The organism is Streptomyces sp. NPDC015032, assembly GCF_043080425.1.
Lineage (GTDB): Bacteria > Actinomycetota > Actinomycetes > Streptomycetales > Streptomycetaceae > Streptomyces.
The window spans coordinates 114,872-134,000 of record NZ_JBIBVN010000021.1 but is presented as its reverse complement, the minus strand read 5'-3'; the positions used below and the strand labels follow the sequence as shown (position 1 = coordinate 134,000).

Below are 19,129 nucleotides of genomic sequence, written 5' to 3'. Positions count from 1 at the left end.
CGTTAAGGCTGAGACCTGATGCCGAGCCGATTGTGGTGAAGTGGATGATCCTATGCTGTCGAGAAAAGCCTCTAGCGAGTTTCATGGCGGCCCGTACCCTAAACCGACTCAGGTGGTCAGGTAGAGAATACCGAGGCGTTCGGGTGAACTATGGTTAAGGAACTCGGCAAAATGCCCCCGTAACTTCGGGAGAAGGGGGGCCATTCCTGGTGATGGGCTTTACGTCTTGAGCTGGGGGTGGCCGCAGAGACCAGCGAGAAGCGACTGTTTACTAAAAACACAGGTCCGTGCGAAGCCGTAAGGCGATGTATACGGACTGACGCCTGCCCGGTGCTGGAACGTTAAGGGGACCGGTTAGCCGACTTTCGGGTTGGCGAAGCTGAGAACTTAAGCGCCAGTAAACGGCGGTGGTAACTATAACCATCCTAAGGTAGCGAAATTCCTTGTCGGGTAAGTTCCGACCTGCACGAATGGCGTAACGACTTCTCGACTGTCTCAACCATAGGCCCGGTGAAATTGCACTACGAGTAAAGATGCTCGTTTCGCGCAGCAGGACGGAAAGACCCCGGGACCTTTACTACAGTTTGATATTGGTGTTCGGTTCGGCTTGTGTAGGATAGGTGGGAGACTTTGAAGCGGCCACGCCAGTGGTTGTGGAGTCGTCGTTGAAATACCACTCTGGTCGTGCTGGATGTCTAACCTGGGTCCGTGATCCGGATCAGGGACAGTGTCTGATGGGTAGTTTAACTGGGGCGGTTGCCTCCTAAAGAGTAACGGAGGCGCCCAAAGGTTCCCTCAGCCTGGTTGGCAATCAGGTGTTGAGTGTAAGTGCACAAGGGAGCTTGACTGTGAGACCGACGGGTCGAGCAGGGACGAAAGTCGGGACTAGTGATCCGGCAGTGGCTTGTGGAAGCGCTGTCGCTCAACGGATAAAAGGTACCCCGGGGATAACAGGCTGATCTTCCCCAAGAGTCCATATCGACGGGATGGTTTGGCACCTCGATGTCGGCTCGTCGCATCCTGGGGCTGGAGTCGGTCCCAAGGGTTGGGCTGTTCGCCCATTAAAGCGGTACGCGAGCTGGGTTTAGAACGTCGTGAGACAGTTCGGTCCCTATCCGCTGTGCGCGTAGGAATATTGAGAAGGGCTGTCCCTAGTACGAGAGGACCGGGACGGACGAACCTCTGGTGTGCCAGTTGTTCTGCCAAGGGCATGGCTGGTTGGCTACGTTCGGAAAGGATAACCGCTGAAAGCATCTAAGCGGGAAGCCTGCTTCGAGATGAGTATTCCCACCTCCTTGAGGGGTTAAGGCTCCCAGTAGACGACTGGGTTGATAGGCCAGATGTGGAAGCCCGGTAACGGGTGGAGCTGACTGGTACTAATAGGCCGAGGGCTTGTCCTCAGTTGCTCGCGTCCACTGTGTTTGTTCTGAAATAACGAACGGCCGTGTTGTTCCGGTGTTGGTTAATTTCATAGTGTTTCGGTGGTCATTGCGTTAGGGAAACGCCCGGTTACATTCCGAACCCGGAAGCTAAGCCTTTCAGCGCCGATGGTACTGCAGGGGGGACCCTGTGGGAGAGTAGGACGCCGCCGAACTCCTTTTGTTGGAGAGCCCCGTGCCCTTGTGGCACGGGGCTTTTCTGCGTTCACAGCGTCTAGTCTCGGACCATGCGCTACGAACTGGTCATCTTCGACAACGACGGTGTGCTCGTGGACAGCGAGCCGATCTCCAACACCATCCTGTCCGAGTACCTCACGGAGCTCGGCCACCCGACCTCGTACCAGGAATGCCTTCGCGACTACATGGGGTCTGCCGTGCACCGGGTGCACGATCTCGTCGAGGAAAGGACCGGGGAGAAGCTGCCCTCGGACTTCGACGAGACGCTGCACTCACGGATTTTCGCGGCGTTCCAGCAGGAGCTGGAGCCCGTGGCGGGCGTCGACGATGTGCTGGGAAAGCTTGTCGTCGACGGGGTGGCCTACTGCGTTGCGTCCTCCGGAACCCACGAGCGCATCCGGGTCGGGCATCGCAAGACCGGGCTCGACCAGTGGTTCGAGGAAGAGTGGATCTTCAGCGCGGAGGATGTGGCGCACGGAAAGCCGGCGCCCGATCTGTTTCTGCATGCCGCCGAGCGGATGGGCGTTCCTCCCGAGCGGTGCGTCGTCATCGAGGACAGCCCGCTCGGAGTGGAGGCGGCCCGGGCTGCGGGGATGGATGTGTACGGGTTTACGTCGATGATGCCGGCGGACCGGCTCGCCGGGGTGACCGGGCACTTCTCCGACATGAGCCAACTCCGGGAATTGCTCGTCTGATCCATCTACCCATGGGTAGTGAGTGGTCTTACGCTCGCGGCCATGACACATGCTCGCTTGCGGTATGGCAGGGCCTCTCTCGCGCTGAGCTTCTTCGTGCAGGGGGTCACCTTTGCCCTGCTCGTGACGCGGATCCCCGCCATCCAGGACCGGTATGGGATATCCGACGGGCTGTTGCCGGTGTTCCTGGCCGCGGTGCCGATCCTGGCCGGGGTGGGGAGCGTGGTCACCGAGAAGGTGGTCGCGCGGGTACGGCCGCGGGTCGTACTGAGGTGGGCGCAGCCTGTTGTGCTGCTCGCGCTGCTCGGTGCCGGGGCCGGGAGCGTGTTGTGGGAGGCGGCTCTGGCGCTCGGGGTGTTCGGGCTTGCCGTCGGAGCGCTCGATGCCTCCATGAACATGATGGGGGTCAGTCTTCAGCGGGCGTACGGACGTTCCATCATGCTGGGATTCCATGCCGCGTACAGCCTGGGCGGGATCGCCGGGGCGTCTATGGCGTGGGCCGGGGCGCACTGGGATCTGTCGCTGCTGGTCTCGTACCTTCCGGCGGTTGTCGTGCTGTTGCCCGCCGCGTTCATCGGGAGCCGGTGGTACGCCGAGGGCGCGTCAGTGGAGGCGGGGCCGGTGGAGGGGCAGGGGAAGGGGGCCGTTCCGGTCTCCTTCAAGTTGCTGATGCCGCTCTGCCTGGTGATGAGCTTCACGTACATCGGGGACTCGACGGTCTCCAACTGGAGCGCGAAGTATGTGCACGACGTGCTGGGCAGCTCGGAGCAGCTGTCGACCGTTCCGTACAACATCTACATGGTGACGACGCTGCTGGGGCGGACCGTCGGGGACTTCGGGGTGCGGCGGTTCGGGGCTGTGACCGTGGTGCGGTCCGGGAGCGTGCTGGCTGCTGTCGGGTTCGGTGTGGTGGCGCTGGCCGGTGGTGCGTGGGTCGGGATGCTCGGGTTCACTCTGCTGGGTCTCGGTCTGTGCGTGATCGTGCCGCAGACGTTCGCGGCCGCCGGGCGGATGTTTCCCAGGGCGAGCGATACGGCCATTGCACGGCTGAATGTCTTCAACTACGTCGGTTTTCTGGTGGGGTCGCCGCTGGTGGGGGCGCTCGGGGATGCCTGGAGCTACCGGGGAGCGATGCTGGTACCGATGGTGCTGGTGCTCGCGACGCTCGTGTACGCCAAGTCGTTCGGTGCGGATCCTGCCCGATACGGTGGCGGGCATGAGCGGCCGCGCACAGTTGATGTGGGATGACGGAGTAACGGGTTACGACTTCGGGGAAAGTCATCCGATGGACCCCGTCAGACTTGCTCTGACGATGGGGCTGGTGCGGGCGTTCGGGCTCGACGGGGCCGTGGACGTGGTGGCGGCCAAGCCCGCCGGGGAGTCCACGCTGCGTCTGGTGCACCGCGAGGACTATGTGGCTGCCGTGCGCGCCGCGTCGGCGGATCCGAAGCACGCCGATCAGAACTACGGGCTCGGGACGGTGGACGATCCCGCGTTCGCGGGGATGCATGAGGTGTCGGCGTTGATCGCCGGGCAGTCGGTGGCCGCGGCCGAGGCGGTGTGGCGTGGGGAGACCGCGCACGCGGTGAACTTCACGGGCGGGCTGCACCATGCCATGCCGGGTGGTGCGGCGGGGTTCTGCATCTACAACGATCCGGCGCTCGCCATTGCACGGCTGTTGGAGCTGGGTGCCGAGCGGATCGCGTACGTCGACGTGGACGTGCACCACGGGGACGGCGTGCAGGCGGCCTTCTGGGAGGACCCGCGCGTCCTGACCGTGTCGCTGCACGAACATCCGCGCACGCTCTTTCCGCAGACCGGCTGGCCGGAGGAGACCGGTTCCGGGGCGGGTGCGGGCAGTGCGGTGAATGTGGCGCTGCCGGCCGGTACGGGGGACGCGGGGTGGCTGCGGGCGTTCCACGCGGTCGTGCCGGAGCTGCTGGCGGACTTCAGGCCGCAGGTGCTGGTGAGTCAGCACGGGGCCGATACGCATTTCGAGGATCCGCTCGCTCATCTCGCGGTGTCGCTGGACGCGCAGCGGGCGGTGATGGCGGCCTGCCACGATCTCGCCCATGAGTACGCGGAGGGCGGGCGCTGGGTGGCGCTCGGCGGGGGCGGGTACGCGGTGGTCGACGTGGTGCCGCGGGCCTGGACCCATCTGGTGGGGATTGCCGCGCACGCGCCGGTGGATCCCGAGTCGGTGATTCCGCCCTCGTGGCGGGACGAGGTCTATGCGCGGACCCGCCAGCCGGGGCCGGCCCGGATGACGGACGGGCGTATTCCCTCGTGGAAGTCGTGGGAGGAGGGGTACGACCCCGCGGACCGGCTGGACCAGGCGGTGCTGGCGACCAGGCGGGCGGCCTTCCCGTTGCGGGGGCTGCTGACCTGAGGCGGGCGGGGCGGCTGTCGCGGTGCGGCCGTCTCCGTGCGATGGCGGGCGGGGCGAACGGTCGGCTGTGCCGCCTCGGGCCGGGTCGCGCCAACTGCGCCGGGTTACGCCAACGGTGGGGTGTATCCGGGCTTCTGGCCCCCCGTCCGGGTGATTGGGGCAGCATCGGTGGGGTGTTGAGCACCGGAGCGCTGCGTGCGCATCTGCTGGCGGCCCGGCTGGCCGGGCCCGTGGCCACGTCGAGGGAAGTGAGTCTGCGGAGCTATCGGCTCTTCGCGGCCCGGGACCCGCGGGTGACGCTCGGCCTCGACCCCGAACGGTGCTGGGAGGAGCCCGATCTTCTTCGCTTGATGGCCGAGAAGTGTGGTGTTTCGGACGATCCTGCTTATGTTTCGGGCCATGATGTGATCGATCCGGAGCGGACCCTGGCGGCTCTGGACGCCTTCGCCGGGCGGCTGTCGCATGCGGCGGTCCGGCGGTCGCCGGTGCTGTTGGGGACGGGACATCCGCACCGGCTGCTCGGTTTCTACGTAGAGCTGGCAGGCGCTTTGTCGGCGGCCGGGTGCCCCGTACTCACCCCTGCGCAGGGGCGATGTATCGACATAACGACCCGGTTCGGCGTACGCACGTACAACCTCGACTACGTACGAGGAGTCGCGATGGTGCGTGAACCCGGCGCGCGGGCTCCTGGTGGTGACACCGGCGCACACACCCATTCGCCGTTGCCGGTCAGGGTTGTTCTGGAGTCGGCGGCGGAGGGGCGCGGGCGGCTGCCGGAACTGGTCGTCGGGGACCACGGATGGGTCTGCGGGGCAGGTCAGCTGGGCATCGAGGCGATCGGGCTGGCGGATACGGACGATCCCGCGCTCTTCGTCGGGGAGGCCGAGGGCCGGGTGTCGGTCGCCGTTCCGCTCGACGACGCCGTACAGTCCGCCTACTACCGTCCGCTCACGCGCTATGTACTCAATCGGGCGTGTCTGTCACAGTAGGCGGCCGATCACCTCTCCTCTTCCCCACTCGCATCACGCGCCCCTAATCTGGGGAGTGAGCGCACAACGACGAAGAGTCACCGGAGGGGAAGCCGGTGCGCGTCTCGTGCGGAAGGTACAGGTGGGTCATGGCTGCTGACAGCGAGAGGCCTCTGAACGAGGTCAAGTTTCTGACCGTGGCGGAAGTCGCCGCGGTCATGAGGGTGTCGAAGATGACCGTGTACCGCTTGGTGCACAGCGGTCATCTGCCGGCGATCCGGGTGGGCAGGTCCTTCCGGGTTCCGGAGCAAGCGGTTCACGAGTATCTCCGCGAGTCCTTTGTAGGGGTGGAGTCCGCCTGAGGTTCGCCTCGGATTACGCCCCTCACGCGGTGGCGGGTAGGCTAGGCCGACGTAGGTCGTGTGGGCCCAGACGCCCCGCACCAGTGAAGAAGAAGTGAGCGAGGGTAGTCGTGGGCTCTGTTATCAAGAAGCGGCGCAAGCGGATGGCCAAGAAGAAGCACCGCAAGCTGCTCAAGCGCACGCGCGTTCAGCGTCGCAACAAGAAGTAGGCGAACGCAGTTCGTGAATCCGCAGCCCTTCCGCCTGTATGGCGGGAGGGCTGCGGCGCGTTGTGGGGCGGTACCCGCATTCGGGCCAAAGACTCGGCAGAAGGCCGCCGTGCGGTCATCACCGGGCAACGTCCACCGGCTACGGTGACGGCCAGGGGAAACCTTTCTACGGAAGGCGCTGATCTTGGGGAAGGTCGTGCTGGTCACGGGAGCGGCCCGGCAGCTGGGTGGCCGTTTCGTGCGGCGCATCCAGCGTGATCCGGAAGTGGACCGGGTGATCGCCGTCGACGCGGTCGCGCCCGGACACCGCTTGGGCGACGCCGATTTCGTGGCGGCGGACATCCGGCAGCCCGCGATCGCGCGCGTCCTCGCCGAGCACTCCGTCGACACGGTCGTCCACCTGGACGTCTCGGCCAAGGCGGTTGGCACGGGCGGCCGGACGACGGTCAAGGAGACCAACGTCATCGGCACCATGCAGTTGCTCGGGGCCTGCCAGAAGGCGCCGAGCGTGCGGCGGCTGGTCGTCAAGTCCAGTACGAACGTGTACGGCTCCGCGCCCCGCGATCCGGCGGTCTTCACCGAGACCACTCCGCCCAAGTCCCTGCCGAGCGGGGGCTTCGCCAAGGACGTGGTGGAGGTCGAGGGGTACGTACGGGGCTTCGCGCGCCGTCGGCCGGACGTCGCCGTGTGCGTGCTCAGATTCGCGAACATTCTGGGGCCGGAGGCGGATTCGCCGCTCGCCGACTATCTGTCGCTGCCGGTGCTGCCCACGGTGTTCGGTTACGACCCGAGGCTCCAGTTCGTGCACGAGGACGATGTCGTCGGCGTACTGGGAATCGCCTCGCGCGAGCCGAGGCGCGGCACGTTGAACAGCGGCACCTTCAACATCGCCGGGGACGGGGTGCTGCTGCTCTCGCAGTGCTCGCGGAGGCTGGGGCGGCCGACGATGCCGTTGCTGCTGCCCGCCGTCACCTGGGTCGGCCAGGCGCTGCGCAGGGTCGGCATGACGGACTTCTCGCCGGAGCAGATCCGGTTGCTCACCCATGGCAGGGTGGTTTCCACCGTCCAGATGCGCGAGACCCTGGGTTTCCACCCGGAGTTCACCACCGCGGAGACGTTCGCGGAGTTCGCGCGCAGTCAGGGACCGGGGCTGTTGCCGCCCGAGGCGGCGGGAAGGGCGGTCGACAGACTGGCCGCCATGCCGTTCGCCGGAGCGGCCGGCGATGTTCCGGAGACCACCGGGCCGGGCGACACGCACCCGACCCCCAGCGCCAGGTAGAGGAGCGCACCGACGATGACGGATGCCAAGGTCATTCCGTTCGACGACGACCGTTCGCGGTCGGGCGTTTCGTCGCGCTCCGCGCGGCGCCGGTCGGCAGGGGGCAGGGAGCAGGGGCCCGGGCCCGCTGTGGCCTCCGCGGCCTCTGCGGCCTCCGTGGTCGGGACTGCGGCTGTCAGCGCCCTTCCCGGTCAGCAGGACGCCTCGCTGCCGCAGGAGGAGCCCCGGCGGTCCGGGCAGCCCTTGGAAGGGGCCGAGCGCGGTGGCTGGGACCGGCGGATCGCCGGCGGGCTCGCGTTCCTGCGGCGGCGGGTCACCGGTGAGTACGACGTCGACGAGTTCGGGTACGACGAGGAACTGACCGATCAGGTCCTGATGTCGATGCTGCGGCCGGTCTACGAGAAGTACTTCCGGGTCGAGGTGAAGGGCATCGAGAACATCCCGGCGGACGGCGGGGCGCTCATCGTGTCCAACCACTCGGGCACGCTGCCGCTCGACGGGCTGATGCTCCAGGTCGCCGTGCACGACAACCATCCGGCGGGGCGGCATCTGCGGCTGCTCGCGGCCGATCTCGTCTTCATGCTGCCGGTGGTCAACGAGCTTGCCCGCAAGGCCGGGCACACGCTGGCCTGTGCGGAGGACGCGGAGCGGCTGCTGCGGCGCGGCGAGCTCGTCGGGGTGATGCCGGAGGGCTTCAAGGGCGTCGGCAAGCCGTTCGGCGAGCGGTACAAGCTCCAGCGCTTCGGCCGGGGCGGTTTCGTTTCCACGGCGCTGCGGGCGGGGGTGCCGATCGTCCCGTGCTCGATCGTGGGAGCCGAGGAGATCTACCCGATGATCGGCAACTCGAAGACGCTGGCGAGGCTGCTGGGATTCCCGTACTTCCCGATCACGCCGACGTTTCCCTGGCTGGGGCCGCTCGGAGCGGTGCCGTTGCCGACGAAGTGGACGATCCAGTTCGGCGAGCCGATTTCCACGAGTGGGTATCCGGTGGAGGCGGCGGAGGATCCGATGCTGATGTTCAATCTGACGGATCAGGTGCGGGAGCAGATTCAGCACACGCTGTACAGGTTGCTGGTGCAGCGAAGGTCGGTGTTCTTCTGAGCCGGTGTTCTTCTTGTGCCGGGGCGGGTGAGGTGTGTGCCGGGGTGGGTGGGGTGCCGGTGGGTGCCTCGGCCTCGATCGCCGGACGGGCTGGGAGTGCTCGTCCGGAGATCGGGACGGTGTCAGTCGTTCAGGTTCTCGCTGTTGACCCCCAGGCCCGGGAGCAGGCCGGGGAGGAGCGGGGGCAGGGTGACGTCCGGTGCGGGCGGGGGGCTGATCCGGCCATCGGTGGACGGCGTGGTGCCCGGGGGCGGGGTGTCGAGGAGGCCGTCCATGCCGCCGACGATCAGGCCGTCGGACGGGGCGCTGTCGGAGCCCGACGGGCGGGGTGCGGTGCTGTGGCCCGTACTGCCGTGCGGGGCCTGCGGCGACGAGGACGTGGAGTGGTCCGTACCGGACGATTCCGTGTCCTGCTCCGTGGCGACCGACTCCCGCGAGACGGGGCTCCGGTCCGGGGTGCGGGGCAGCAGCGACTGCAGCGGCTCGACCTCTTCGTCTATGGCGTCGAAGACCGAGCTGACCTGGTCGCCGACATCGGTGAGCTGCACGGGCAGCCGGTCGCGCAGGCTGCTCCAGCTGTCGCGGTGCGAGCGGGAGAAGGACTCCAGGGTCTGGATCGGGCCGATGGCGCCGTCCCGCTGATAGGCCGCGTGGAGCAGGCGGTGGCCCTCGGTGGCGTCGTGCGTCATGCCGTTGAGCGTGCGCCTGACCTCGCCGAGCTGTTCGTGGTCGAGATCGCCGGAGCGGGCGCGCTCCATCAGTCGACGCGCCTCGCTGAGCCGGGTCGACGCCTGGTCGAGGTAGACCTCGCCGCGGTCGGCGTCACCGCTGGCCATGCCGCGGTGGATGTCCTCCATGCCGCGTTTGAGCCCGTACAGCGAATCACCCGGCAGGGCGTCGGAACTGGCAGCGGCCACTCCGCCGAAGGCTCCCGCCGCCACACCGACGGTGAGCCCGCCGGCCGCGAGGCCCTTGGTCCAGCGTGAACGCGGACGCAGTTTCCGGAGCGGGGAGGCCCGGTGGGCCCCCTTGGCCCGCTGTTCGGGCACCGTAGGGCCCGTGGACGCACCGCCTTCGGCGAACATGGCCTCCATGGCGGCGACGAGCTGGGCTCGCTGCACCACTTTGACCTCGGGATCCAATTCCGGCCGCGGTAGTTCACCGAGGCCGTTCGCCAGGGCCAACAGCGGTCCGTGGTCGGCCGGTTCGGCCGGTTCCTCGGACTGCACGGCTGCCGCACCGTGGAGCGACTGCTCCTCCAGGACCTGGGCGAAGGCGTTCGCCCGCCGGTGTGCCGAAACGTTTGCGATCACTGGCGGCACCTCCTCTCGTCATGACGGTCGACTCCCCTGAGGGTCCGGAAGGTTGCACACCTTGAGCGCTTCCACACGAATGAGTGAGTGGCGGCGGACACGGGGTGGCGACAGGGAGCCTGCAACCAGCACAACGAAAGGCTCGGCACATGGGTTACGCAAGAAAGATAATCCGACCGGCGTGTGATGAACATGTCGCCGAGAGCGAGAGCGTTCGGGGGCGGTTCAGCGGGCGTCGTCCGGAAGGAGCCGGGCCAGAGTGCGGACGGCGCGGTACTGCAAGGTTTTGATCGCGCCCTCGTTCTTGCCCATGACCCGGGCGGTCTCGGCGACCGAGAGCCCCTGCAGGAAGCGCAGGGTCACGCACTCCTGCTGCTGAGGGTTGAGTCGGCGCACGGCCTGCAGCAGTGCGGCATTGGAGAGGGATTCCAGGACGGAGTCCTCGGGGCTGCGCTCGACCTCGTTGGCGTCGAGCATTTCGCCGGTGGTCACCTCCAGCCGGAAGCGGCTGGATTTGAAGTGGTCGGCGACCAGGTTGCGGGCGATCGTGACCAGCCAGGCGCCGAAGTCGCGGCCCTGCCAGGTGAAGGTGGAGATGCGGCGCAGGGCGCGCAGGAAGGTCTCACTGGTGAGGTCCTCCGCCGTCGCCTTGCCGCCCACGCGGTAGTAGATGTAGCGGTAGACGGTGTCGCTGTACTGGTCGTAGAGGCGGCCGAAGGCGTCGGCCTCGCCGGCCTGTGCGCGCTCGACGAGTTCCATCATGCGCGCGCTGTCGCTGTCGGCGGTGGGCCGACGGACGGTGGACGTAGTAGTTGCGCCGCGGTTGCTGCGTCTTCCGACCGCCGCACTTCGTTCGGCCATGGCATAGCAAGGGCCGACAGGTGCAGGGGCGGCAAATGCGGGTACGGCGTACGCGGTGGGGACGAAGCCGCGCAAACGGTTGGCGACCGTTGCGCGCAGCGTAGCCAGGCCCGAGGCGTCAACCCCGACGTGTGGGTACACGGGACTCCCAGAGGCAGAGCTTCCATCACGTGCAGTGCGAAACCGTCACTCGTGGTAGTGGGTGGCGGGTTCCGGAATGCGTCTGAGGAGAATAACGCTTCGTACAGGCCGTGCTACACCCAGTTGCTCAAATCATCGATTACGTCGCTTCTGTAGCGACAAAACGACGCATTAAGTAGCGCATCGTGACCGGTTATTGATCGAATTAGTTCGCGATCTGCCTGCGGGCGCGACGGGTTGTGGTCGGGTGCGTGCAATCCGACTGGCGGGAGCGGTCGGTGAGCAACGGGTGCCGATTGGCGTGGGATGTTCGGGCGTGGCCCGGCGGTCACAGCGGGGAGCGAACGGGAGTGCGTCAGCGACGGCGCCGGTGCAGGGCGACGGCGGCCGCGGTGCCGCCCGCGAGCGCGCCGACGCCGGCCGCGGCGGGGATGCCGACCTTGGCCGCCTTGCGGCCCGTCCGGTAGTCCCGCAGCCGCCAGTCGCGGGCGCGGGCGTACTTGCGGAGCTTGGCGTCCGGGTTGATCGCGTACGGGTGGCCGACCAGGGACAGCATCGGGATGTCGTTGTGCGAATCGCTGTAGGCCGCGCAGCGGTCGAGGTCGAGGTCCTCGGCCGCGGCCAGGGCGCGGACGGCCTCGGCCTTCGCGGGCCCGTGCAGCGGCTCGCCGACCAGACGGCCCGTGTAGATGCCGTCGACGGATTCGGCGACCGTGCCGAGCGCGCCGGTCAGCCCGAGGCGGCGGGCGATGATCGTCGCGGTCTCCACCGGGGCGGCGGTGACCAGCCAGACCCGCTGCCCGGCGTCCAGATGGGCCTGGGCGAGGGCGCGGGTGCCGGGCCAGATGCGGTCGGCCATGTACTCGTCGTAGATCTCCTCGCCGATGGACATCAGCTCGGAGACGCGGTGGCCTTTGACGATGGACAGGGCGCTGTCGCGGGCGTCCTGCATGTGCTCCGGGTCCTCGACGCCGGCCAGCCTGAACCAGGCCTGCTGCCAGGCGAACCGGGTGAGCTCGCGGCGCTGGAAGAACTTCCGCTTGTACAGACCGCGGCCGAAGTGGAAGATCGCCGCGCCCTGCATCACGGTGTTGTCCAGGTCGAAGAAGGCGGCGGCCCGGTCGTCGCCGACGACGGGGAAGGCCGGCGCCTCGGTCCCGGCGGTCTCCGGACGGACGGAGGTGTCCGGGCCGGCGGTGGAGGTGTCGTCGGCGGAGCGCTGGTCGTCGGGGAGTTCGGTGGGGAGGGAGGACTTCCGCGCTGCCTCAGCTGCTGCCTCGCCTGCCAGCACGCTCCGTGCTGTGGCGGGGCGCCTACGGGGTGTGAGCCATCCAAGAGCGGCCATGCCGTGAGCATAGCCAGTCGGCCGGGCCCTTCCCGACCTGCTGGGATGCCGTGCCGTGAACTCTCGGTTCCGATTTGCCGCCCGGGTGATCCGGGGTGTGGCGGATGGAGGGCGGAACGGGTTCGCCGCCGGGTCGGGGTGCCGGGCCCGTTCGGCGCAGAATGAGTGCATGAGTGCCTTGCTGCGACGTACGAGGAAGAAGCCCGCGGACCGGGTGGTGACCCTGATCGGGAAGCCCGGATGTCACCTCTGTGACGACGCGAGGGCGGTGGTGCGGGGGGTGTGCGAGGAGACCGGTGTCTCCTGGGCGGAGAGGGACATCACCCTGGACGAGGAGCTTCATCGGAAGTATTGGGAGCAGATCCCGGTCGTCCTGATCGACGACGAACAGCACACGTTCTGGCGGGTGGACCCGGCGAGGCTGCGCAGGGCGCTGTGTTCGTGAGTGAAACCCGGTTACCATCGTGGGCGTTTTGGGTGATCTCGGGGGAGTGGCTGTGAGGAGTGTGTGCGGCTTTGCCCCCTTCGGGCCTGCAACGGGCTGATGCGATCCTTGGTTCCGGGATCGCGCAACGAATATGCGTGACCCCGGTCACTTTGACCGGACAAAACGGACACTATCTTTGTGCACGCGTTCACAAAGACATAGCCTGCATTCGACGGGGCGGCCTTGGGACATACGGCCGCCTGCAGCCCCGCTCATCCCGCAGGAGCACCGTGGCAACTGGCCGAACTCACCGACCGGCGACCCGTAGCCGAGGAATTCCCGAGGCCACCGTCGCCCGACTTCCGCTGTACCTGCGCGCACTGACCGCGCTCTCCGAGCGCTCGGTCCCCACGGTCTCGTCCGAGGAACTCGCCGCGGCGGCGGGGGTCAACTCTGCCAAGTTGCGCAAGGACTTCAGCTACCTCGGGTCCTACGGGACGCGCGGCGTCGGGTACGACGTCGAGTATCTCGTCTACCAGATCTCCCGCGAACTCGGGCTCACCCAGGACTGGCCGGTCGTGATCGTCGGCATCGGTAACCTCGGCGCCGCGCTCGCCAACTACGGCGGTTTCGCCTCCCGAGGTTTCCGGGTCGCCGCACTGATCGACGCCGACCCGGCGATGGCCGGAACGCCCGTCGCGGGGATCCCCGTGCAGCACGCCGACGAGCTGGAGACGATCGTCAGCGAGAACGGCGTGTCGATCGGCGTCATCTCGACCCCGGCCGGTGCCGCCCAGCAGGTCTGCGACCGGCTCGTCGCCGCAGGCGTCACCTCCATCCTGAACTTCGCGCCGACGGTGCTCTCCGTGCCCGACGGCGTCGATGTCCGCAAGGTCGACCTCTCCATCGAACTCCAGATCCTCGCCTTCCATGAGCAGCGCAAGGCCGGCGAGGACACCTCCGAGAGCAGCCCGGAGGCGGCCGCGTCGCCCGTGCCCGCCGCCGACAGCCGGAAGGGACCTGACGGGGACATGCCCGCCGTGATGCCGGCATGAGTCTTCTCGTCGTAGGGCTGAGCCACCGCAGCGCCCCCGTCTCCGTACTGGAACGGGCCTCGCTGGCTGCCGAGACGCAGGCCAAGCTGCTCCAGGACACCCTCGCCGCGGAGCCCGCGGTCGAGGCCGCCGTGCTGGCCACCTGCAATCGCATCGAGCTGTACGCCGACGTGGACAAGTTCCACGCGGGCGTCGCCGAGCTGTCCACGCTCCTGGCCCGGCACAGCGGGGTCGGGCTGGACGAGCTCACTCCGTATCTCTATGTGCACTACGAGGACCGGGCCGTCCACCACCTCTTCTCGGTGGCCTGCGGGCTGGACTCGATGGTCGTCGGCGAGGGGCAGATCCTCGGCCAGATCAAGGACGCGCTGGCGCTGGGGCAGGAGCTCCATACCGCCGGGCGGCTGCTGAACGACCTGTTCCAGCAGGCTCTGCGGGTCGGCAAGCGCGCCCACAGCGAGACCGGGATCGACCGGGCCGGGCAGTCGCTCGTCACCTTCGGCCTCGAACAGCTCGCGGCGGGTGCGGACGTCACCGACTGGGCCCGGGGCAAGCGGGCCCTGGTGATCGGTGCGGGCTCGATGTCCTCGCTGGCCGCCGCCACCCTGGCCCGTGCCGGTGTCGCCGAGATCGCCGTCGCCAACCGGACCCGGGCCCGCGCCGACCGGCTCGTCGAGATCCTCGGCCAGCCCGGCGGTACCGGAGTGATCGCCCGCGCCGTGGAGATGGCCGCCGTCGCCGACGAACTGACACGTGCCGACGTCGTCGTCTCGTGCACCGGCGCCACGGGTCTCGTGCTGACCGCCGAGGCCGTCGCCGGAGCGCTCGGCCTGGCCCTCGACCCCGCGCACGAGGCGCCCGCCGCCTCCGTTCCCGCGCCGCCGGCCGACCCCGACCGGCACGCCGCCTGGGTGGAGAACGGCACCGCCGGTACGGTCCGCCAGGCCGTGCGCCGGGCCACCGTGCCCGCCCAGGACGCCGGCCCCGTCCGCCTCGCCCTGCTCGACCTCGCCATGCCGCGCGACATCGACGGCGGCACCGCCCGCCTCGGCGGTGTGCGCCTCGTCGACATCGAGTCGCTCGCCGAGGCGTCGGCGGACGCCCCGATGGCCGCCGATGTGGACCAGGTGCGCGCCATCGTCGGCGACGAGGTCGCCGCCTTCGGCGCCGCGCAGCGTGCCGCCCACATCACCCCGACCGTCGTCGCCCTGCGCACGATGGCCGCCGGAGTCGTCGCGGGCGAGATCGCACGGCTCGACGGACGCCTCCCCGACCTGGACGAGAAGCAGCGCGCCGAGATCTCGCAGACCGTGCGCCGCGTCGTCGACAAGCTCCTGCACGCGCCCACCGTGCGGGTCAAGCAGCTCGCCAGCGAGCCCGGCGGCGCCGGGTACGCCGATGCGCTGCGGGAACTCTTCGACCTCGACCCGCAGACGGTCGCCGCCGTCTCCCGGGCAGACCTGAACGACCCGAATCGAGGGCGGTCATGACCGACAACTCACCCCAGCGTGCGCAGACCGACGCGCCGCTCCGGCTGGGCACCCGGCGCAGCAAGCTCGCCATGGCGCAGTCCGGACTCGTCGCCGACGCGGTCAGCGAGGTGACCGGGCGCGCCGTCGAGCTCGTCGAGATCACCACGTACGGCGACATCTCCCGGGAGCACCTCGCGCAGATCGGCGGCACCGGCGTGTTCGTCGCCGCGCTGCGCGAGGCGCTGCTGCGCGGCGAGGTGGACTTCGCCGTCCACTCGCTCAAGGACCTGCCGACCGCCCAGCCCGAGGGCCTCGTGCTGGCTGCCGTACCGGTGCGCGAGGACCCGCGCGACGTACTGGTGGCGCGGGACGGGCTGACCTTCGAGCAGCTGCCGTCCGGTGCCCGCATCGGCACCGGCTCGCCGCGCCGCATGGCGCAGCTCAACGCGTACGCACGCAATCACGGCCGCGACATCGAGACCGTGCCGATCCGGGGGAACGTCGATACGCGGATCGGGTTCGTACGCAGCGGGGAGCTGGACGCGGTGGTACTCGCCGCGGCCGGGCTCAGCCGCCTCGGCCGGACCGGTGAGGCGACCGATTTCCTGTCGGTCGACACCGTCCTGCCCGCTCCCGGCCAGGGAGCACTGGCGATCGAATGCGCTGCGACCAGCGCGGACCTCGCCGCCGCACTCGCCGAGCTCGACGACCCGGTCACCCGGGCCGCCGTGACCGCCGAGCGTGCCCTGCTCGCCGCCCTGGAGGCCGGTTGCTCCGCACCTGTGGGTGCGCTGGCCGACCTCCTGGTCGACGGACAGGCTGTCAACGAACTGCGCCTGCGCGGTGTCGTCGGTTCCACCGACGGCTCCTCGCTGGTACAGATGTCCACCACCGGTCCCGTCCCCACGTCGCACGACGACGCGGCGGCCCTCGGTCGCGAACTCGCGGCCGAGATGCTCGCCAAGGGGGCGGCCGGTCTTATGGGGGAGCGAGCACTTTGAGCCCCACCGGCCCCGCCGCATCCGACTTTCCGGCCCTGTCCGCACAAGGGCACGTCACCTTCCTCGGCGCCGGTCCCGGCGACCCGGGACTGCTGACCCTGCGCGCTGTCGAGGCGCTCGCGAGCGCGGACGTCCTTGTCGCCGAGCCGGACGTTCTCGGCGTTGTTCGCTGCCATGCGCGGGCAGGCGTAAGCACCCCTGAACTGACGGTTGTTGACGCGCAGTCAGCAGCCGTCGCCGTCCCCGTTCTCAGGGATGCGGTCAATCTTGTCATGGAGGCAGCGAGGGGCGGCAGGCGGGTCGTCCGTGCCGTCTCCGGCGACCCGGGACTGGACGGGAACGCCGGTTCCGAGATGCTCGCCTGCGCCACCGCCGGTATCCCCTTCGAGGTTGTTCCGGGTGTCGCCAACGCCGTGGGCGTGCCCGCGTACGCCGGTGTGCCGCTGCGTGACGCGCAGGGCGCCGACGTCCGGTTCGTCGACGCCCGTACCGCCTCCGAGCGCTGCTGGACCGAGGTCGGTGCGAGCGATGCGACGGCCGTCGTCTCGACGACGCTCGACTCGGTGGCCGCGGCCGCCGGTGAGCTGGTCTCGGCGGGCCGCAAGCCCGACACCCCGCTGACCGTGACGGTGGCCGGTACGACCACCCGCCAGCGCACCTGGACGGCGACCCTCGGGACGATCGCGCAGGTCCTGAAGCAGGCGAAGGTCCTGCCGTCGCCGGACGGGCACCAGCCCGTCATAGCCGTGGTCGGTGAGCGCAGCGCCGCTGCCCAGCACGACCAGCTCGCGTGGTTCGAGTCCAAGCCCCTCTTCGGCTGGAAGGTGCTCGTCCCGCGCACGAAGGAGCAGGCGGCGTCGCTCTCCGACCAGCTTCGTTCGTACGGTGCCGTGCCGTACGAGGTCCCGACGATCGCCGTCGAGCCGCCCCGTACGCCCCAGCAGATGGAGCGCGCGGTCAAGGGCCTGGTCACGGGCCGCTACGAGTGGATCGCCTTCACCAGCGTCAACGCGGTGAAGGCCGTCCGGGAGAAGTTCGAGGAGTACGGGCTCGACGCCCGTGCCTTCGCCGGGATCAAGGTCGCGGCCGTCGGCGAGCAGACCGCCGCCGCGCTCGTCGACTTCGGGGTGAAGCCGGACCTGGTGCCGTCGGGTGAGCAGTCCGCCGCCGGTCTGCTGGAGGACTGGCCGCCGTACGACCCGGTCTTCGACCCGATCGACCGCGTCTTCCTGCCGCGCGCCGACATCGCCACCGAGACGCTGGTGGCCGGGCTCATCGAGCTGGGCTGGGAGGTCGACGACGTCACCGCATACCGCACGGTCCGTGCCTCGCCGCCGCCCGCCGACACGCGTGAGGCCATCAAGGGCGGCGGTTTCGACGCGGTGCTCTTCACCTCGTCGTCGACCGTACGGAACCTGGTCGGCATCGCGGGCAAGCCGCACAATGTGACGGTCATCGCGTGTATCGGCCCGGCGACGGCCAAGACCGCCGAGGAGCACGGGCTGCGCGTCGACGTCCTGTCGCCGGAGCCTTCGGTGCACAGGCTGGCCGAGGCCCTCGCCGCGTTCGGTGCGCAGCGCCGGGAGACGGCGAAGGAGGCCGGTGATCCGGTGACGCGGCCGAGCGAGCGGCGTCCGGGGGCGCGGCGGCGTCGTACGACGACCTGACCGGCCCGTCGGGAGTGTTGCAGGGGTTCAGGGGTCCGGCTGCTTCGGCGGCCGGGCCCCTGCCGGTTTTCCCGGCACGGGTGTCGGTAAGACGGTGATGTGTACGGGTCTAGTCTCGAAGGATGACTGTGTACGGAAACTTCCCCGGCTCCCGCCCCCGGCGGCTGCGGACGACCCCGGCGATGCGGCGCATGGTCGCCGAGACACGGCTCGACCCGGCGAATCTGATCCTGCCCGCGTTCGTGCGTGAGGGCATCGACGCGCCCGTCGCCATCTCGACCATGCCCGGTGTGCAGCAGCACACCCTGGACACCCTGCGGAAGGCCGCCGTCGAGGCGGTGTCGGCGGGGGTCAGCGGGATCATGCTCTTCGGCGTTCCCGCGGACGAGAAGAAGGACGCCCGGGGCACGGCGGGCACGGACCCGGCCGGAATCCTCCAGGCCGGTCTGCGCGCGGTGCGCGAGGAGGTCGGTGACGGGCTCGTCGTCATGTCGGACCTGTGCCTGGACGAGTACACCGACCACGGCCACTGCGGTGTCCTGACCGCCGACGGCCGTATCGACAACGACGCGACGCTGGAGCGGTATGCCGAGATGGCCCAGGTCCAGGCCGACGCGGGCGCCCATGTGGTCGGCCCCAGCGGCATGATGGACGGCCAGGTCGGCGTCGTCCGGGACGCGCTCGACCAGACGGGCCACGAGGACGTGTCGATCCTCGCCTATACGGTCAAGTACGCGTCGGCGTTCTACGGGCCGTTCCGCGAGGCCGTCGGCTCCTCGCTCAGGGGCGACCGCAAGACGTACCAGCAGGACCCGGCGAACGCCCGTGAGTCCCTGCGCGAGCTGGCGCTCGATCTGGAGGAGGGCGCCGACATGGTCATGGTCAAGCCGGCCGGTCCCTACCTCGATGTCCTCGCGAAGGTCGCCGACTCGGTGGACGTGCCGGTTGCCGCGTACCAGATCAGTGGCGAGTACGCGATGATCGAGGCCGCCGCGGAGAAGGGCTGGATCGACCGGGACGCCGCGATCATGGAGAGCCTGACCGGGATCCGGCGGGCCGGGGCGCAGATGATCCTGACGTACTGGGCGACGGAGGTCGCGCAGCGGCTGGGGCGGCGCTGAGCGGAAGCGGCGCCGGCGTGGGCGCGGGCGCGGGCCGTCCTCGGCCGGCCGTTCTCGCCCCCGGCGCGCACACCCTCAAGGGTGTGATGAAGACCGGCGACTACATG

The 19,129-nt window shown here is 68.9% G+C and carries 17 protein-coding genes and 2 rRNA genes (1 of these 19 only partly in view); 16 read left to right on the top strand and 3 right to left on the bottom strand.

Going from position 1 to position 19,129, the window contains the following annotated elements; translation table 11 throughout:
* The 10 genes from ACF08M_RS26500 to ACF08M_RS26455 all read left to right on the top strand — a co-directional run.
* A 23S ribosomal RNA gene (locus ACF08M_RS26500) occupies positions 1 to 1,400 on the top strand; it begins 1,437 nt to the left of the window's first position.
* A 77-nt stretch (positions 1,401 to 1,477) separates the two neighbouring features.
* Positions 1,478 to 1,594 (top strand): 5S ribosomal RNA (gene rrf / locus ACF08M_RS26495).
* A gap of 72 nt (positions 1,595 to 1,666) precedes the next feature.
* Positions 1,667 to 2,311: an HAD family hydrolase gene (locus tag ACF08M_RS26490; protein WP_392187762.1), complete on the top strand. Its 645-nt coding sequence runs from the start codon at positions 1,667 to 1,669 to the stop codon at positions 2,309 to 2,311.
* Between the two features lie 42 nt (positions 2,312 to 2,353).
* The gene (locus ACF08M_RS26485) at positions 2,354 to 3,559 is read left to right on the top strand and encodes an MFS transporter (RefSeq protein ID WP_392187761.1); all 1,206 of its coding nucleotides are present in this window, start codon (positions 2,354 to 2,356) and stop codon (positions 3,557 to 3,559) included.
* Positions 3,528 to 4,700, top strand: coding sequence for an acetoin utilization protein AcuC (locus tag ACF08M_RS26480; RefSeq protein WP_392187760.1), 1,173 nt, complete (start codon positions 3,528 to 3,530; stop codon positions 4,698 to 4,700). The genes ACF08M_RS26485 and ACF08M_RS26480 overlap by 32 nt, the downstream gene beginning before the upstream one ends.
* Positions 4,701 to 4,873: 173 nt before the next feature.
* On the top strand, positions 4,874 to 5,689 hold the full coding sequence (locus ACF08M_RS26475; RefSeq protein WP_392187759.1) for a phosphatase: 816 nt from the start codon (positions 4,874 to 4,876) through the stop codon (positions 5,687 to 5,689).
* A gap of 128 nt (positions 5,690 to 5,817) precedes the next feature.
* Positions 5,818 to 6,030 (top strand): helix-turn-helix domain-containing protein, encoded by a 213-nt coding sequence (locus ACF08M_RS26470; protein ID WP_392187758.1) that lies wholly within the window; start codon positions 5,818 to 5,820, stop codon positions 6,028 to 6,030.
* 110 nt (positions 6,031 to 6,140) lie between these two features.
* Positions 6,141 to 6,239 carry a 30S ribosomal protein bS22 gene (locus ACF08M_RS26465; RefSeq protein ID WP_003948845.1) on the top strand — a complete coding sequence of 33 codons (99 nt, stop codon included), beginning with the start codon at positions 6,141 to 6,143 and terminating at the stop codon, positions 6,237 to 6,239.
* Between the two features lie 184 nt (positions 6,240 to 6,423).
* Entirely contained in the window at positions 6,424 to 7,518 is a 1,095-nt protein-coding gene (locus tag ACF08M_RS26460) for an NAD-dependent epimerase/dehydratase family protein (RefSeq protein WP_392187757.1), read from the top strand.
* Between the two features lie 15 nt (positions 7,519 to 7,533).
* Positions 7,534 to 8,619 carry a lysophospholipid acyltransferase family protein gene (locus ACF08M_RS26455; RefSeq protein ID WP_392187756.1) on the top strand — a complete coding sequence of 362 codons (1,086 nt, stop codon included), beginning with the start codon at positions 7,534 to 7,536 and terminating at the stop codon, positions 8,617 to 8,619.
* Positions 8,620 to 8,741: 122 nt separating this feature from the next.
* On the opposite strand, the gene ACF08M_RS26450 is transcribed toward ACF08M_RS26455, so the two are convergent.
* The 3 genes from ACF08M_RS26450 to ACF08M_RS26440 form a co-directional block, all read right to left on the bottom strand.
* Positions 8,742 to 9,932, bottom strand: coding sequence for a DUF5667 domain-containing protein (locus ACF08M_RS26450; RefSeq protein WP_392187755.1), 1,191 nt, complete (start codon positions 9,930 to 9,932; stop codon positions 8,742 to 8,744).
* A gap of 225 nt (positions 9,933 to 10,157) precedes the next feature.
* Positions 10,158 to 10,934, bottom strand: a complete 777-nt coding sequence (locus tag ACF08M_RS26445; protein WP_392187754.1) for an ECF subfamily RNA polymerase sigma factor, BldN family — start codon at positions 10,932 to 10,934, stop codon at positions 10,158 to 10,160.
* Positions 10,935 to 11,289: 355 nt separating this feature from the next.
* The gene (locus tag ACF08M_RS26440; RefSeq protein ID WP_392187753.1) at positions 11,290 to 12,279 is read right to left on the bottom strand and encodes an HAD family hydrolase; all 990 of its coding nucleotides are present in this window, start codon (positions 12,277 to 12,279) and stop codon (positions 11,290 to 11,292) included.
* Between the two features lie 169 nt (positions 12,280 to 12,448).
* Here ACF08M_RS26440 and ACF08M_RS26435 point away from each other — a divergent pair, with 169 nt between their 5' ends.
* From ACF08M_RS26435 to hemB, 6 genes are all read left to right on the top strand, one after another.
* Positions 12,449 to 12,724 (top strand): glutaredoxin family protein, encoded by a 276-nt coding sequence (locus ACF08M_RS26435; protein ID WP_392187752.1) that lies wholly within the window; start codon positions 12,449 to 12,451, stop codon positions 12,722 to 12,724.
* A 272-nt stretch (positions 12,725 to 12,996) separates the two neighbouring features.
* Positions 12,997 to 13,761 (top strand): redox-sensing transcriptional repressor Rex, encoded by a 765-nt coding sequence (locus ACF08M_RS26430; RefSeq protein ID WP_392187751.1) that lies wholly within the window; start codon positions 12,997 to 12,999, stop codon positions 13,759 to 13,761.
* Positions 13,758 to 15,251: a glutamyl-tRNA reductase gene (locus ACF08M_RS26425; RefSeq protein ID WP_392187750.1), complete on the top strand. Its 1,494-nt coding sequence runs from the start codon at positions 13,758 to 13,760 to the stop codon at positions 15,249 to 15,251. Before ACF08M_RS26430 ends, ACF08M_RS26425 begins: the two co-directional genes overlap by 4 nt.
* Entirely contained in the window at positions 15,248 to 16,234 is a 987-nt protein-coding gene (gene hemC / locus ACF08M_RS26420; RefSeq protein ID WP_392187749.1) for a hydroxymethylbilane synthase, read from the top strand. Before ACF08M_RS26425 ends, hemC begins: the two co-directional genes overlap by 4 nt.
* A complete protein-coding gene (locus ACF08M_RS26415) occupies positions 16,231 to 17,901 on the top strand; it encodes a uroporphyrinogen-III synthase (protein ID WP_392187748.1) in 1,671 nt (556 codons plus the stop codon). The genes hemC and ACF08M_RS26415 overlap by 4 nt, the downstream gene beginning before the upstream one ends.
* 122 nt (positions 17,902 to 18,023) lie before the next feature.
* Positions 18,024 to 19,022, top strand: a complete 999-nt coding sequence (gene hemB, locus ACF08M_RS26410; protein WP_392187747.1) for a porphobilinogen synthase — start codon at positions 18,024 to 18,026, stop codon at positions 19,020 to 19,022.
* Positions 19,023 to 19,129: the final 107 nt, after the last annotated feature.

Excerpts from the sequence above, each read along its gene's own strand:
- ACF08M_RS26490 (WP_392187762.1), top strand. The coding sequence starts at position 1,667 with ATGCGCTACGAACTGGTCATCTTCGACAACGACGGTGTGCTCGTGGAC.
- ACF08M_RS26440 (WP_392187753.1), bottom strand. The coding sequence starts at position 12,279 with ATGGCCGCTCTTGGATGGCTCACACCCCGTAGGCGCCCCGCCACAGCA.
- ACF08M_RS26480 (WP_392187760.1), top strand. The coding sequence starts at position 3,528 with ATGAGCGGCCGCGCACAGTTGATGTGGGATGACGGAGTAACGGGTTAC.
- ACF08M_RS26425 (WP_392187750.1), top strand. The coding sequence starts at position 13,758 with ATGAGTCTTCTCGTCGTAGGGCTGAGCCACCGCAGCGCCCCCGTCTCC.
- ACF08M_RS26485 (WP_392187761.1), top strand. The coding sequence starts at position 2,354 with ATGACACATGCTCGCTTGCGGTATGGCAGGGCCTCTCTCGCGCTGAGC.
- ACF08M_RS26455 (WP_392187756.1), top strand. The coding sequence starts at position 7,534 with ATGACGGATGCCAAGGTCATTCCGTTCGACGACGACCGTTCGCGGTCG.
- hemB (WP_392187747.1), top strand. The coding sequence starts at position 18,024 with ATGACTGTGTACGGAAACTTCCCCGGCTCCCGCCCCCGGCGGCTGCGG.
- ACF08M_RS26435 (WP_392187752.1), top strand. The coding sequence starts at position 12,449 with ATGAGTGCCTTGCTGCGACGTACGAGGAAGAAGCCCGCGGACCGGGTG.
- ACF08M_RS26470 (WP_392187758.1), top strand. The coding sequence starts at position 5,818 with ATGGCTGCTGACAGCGAGAGGCCTCTGAACGAGGTCAAGTTTCTGACC.
- hemC (WP_392187749.1), top strand. The coding sequence starts at position 15,248 with ATGACCGACAACTCACCCCAGCGTGCGCAGACCGACGCGCCGCTCCGG.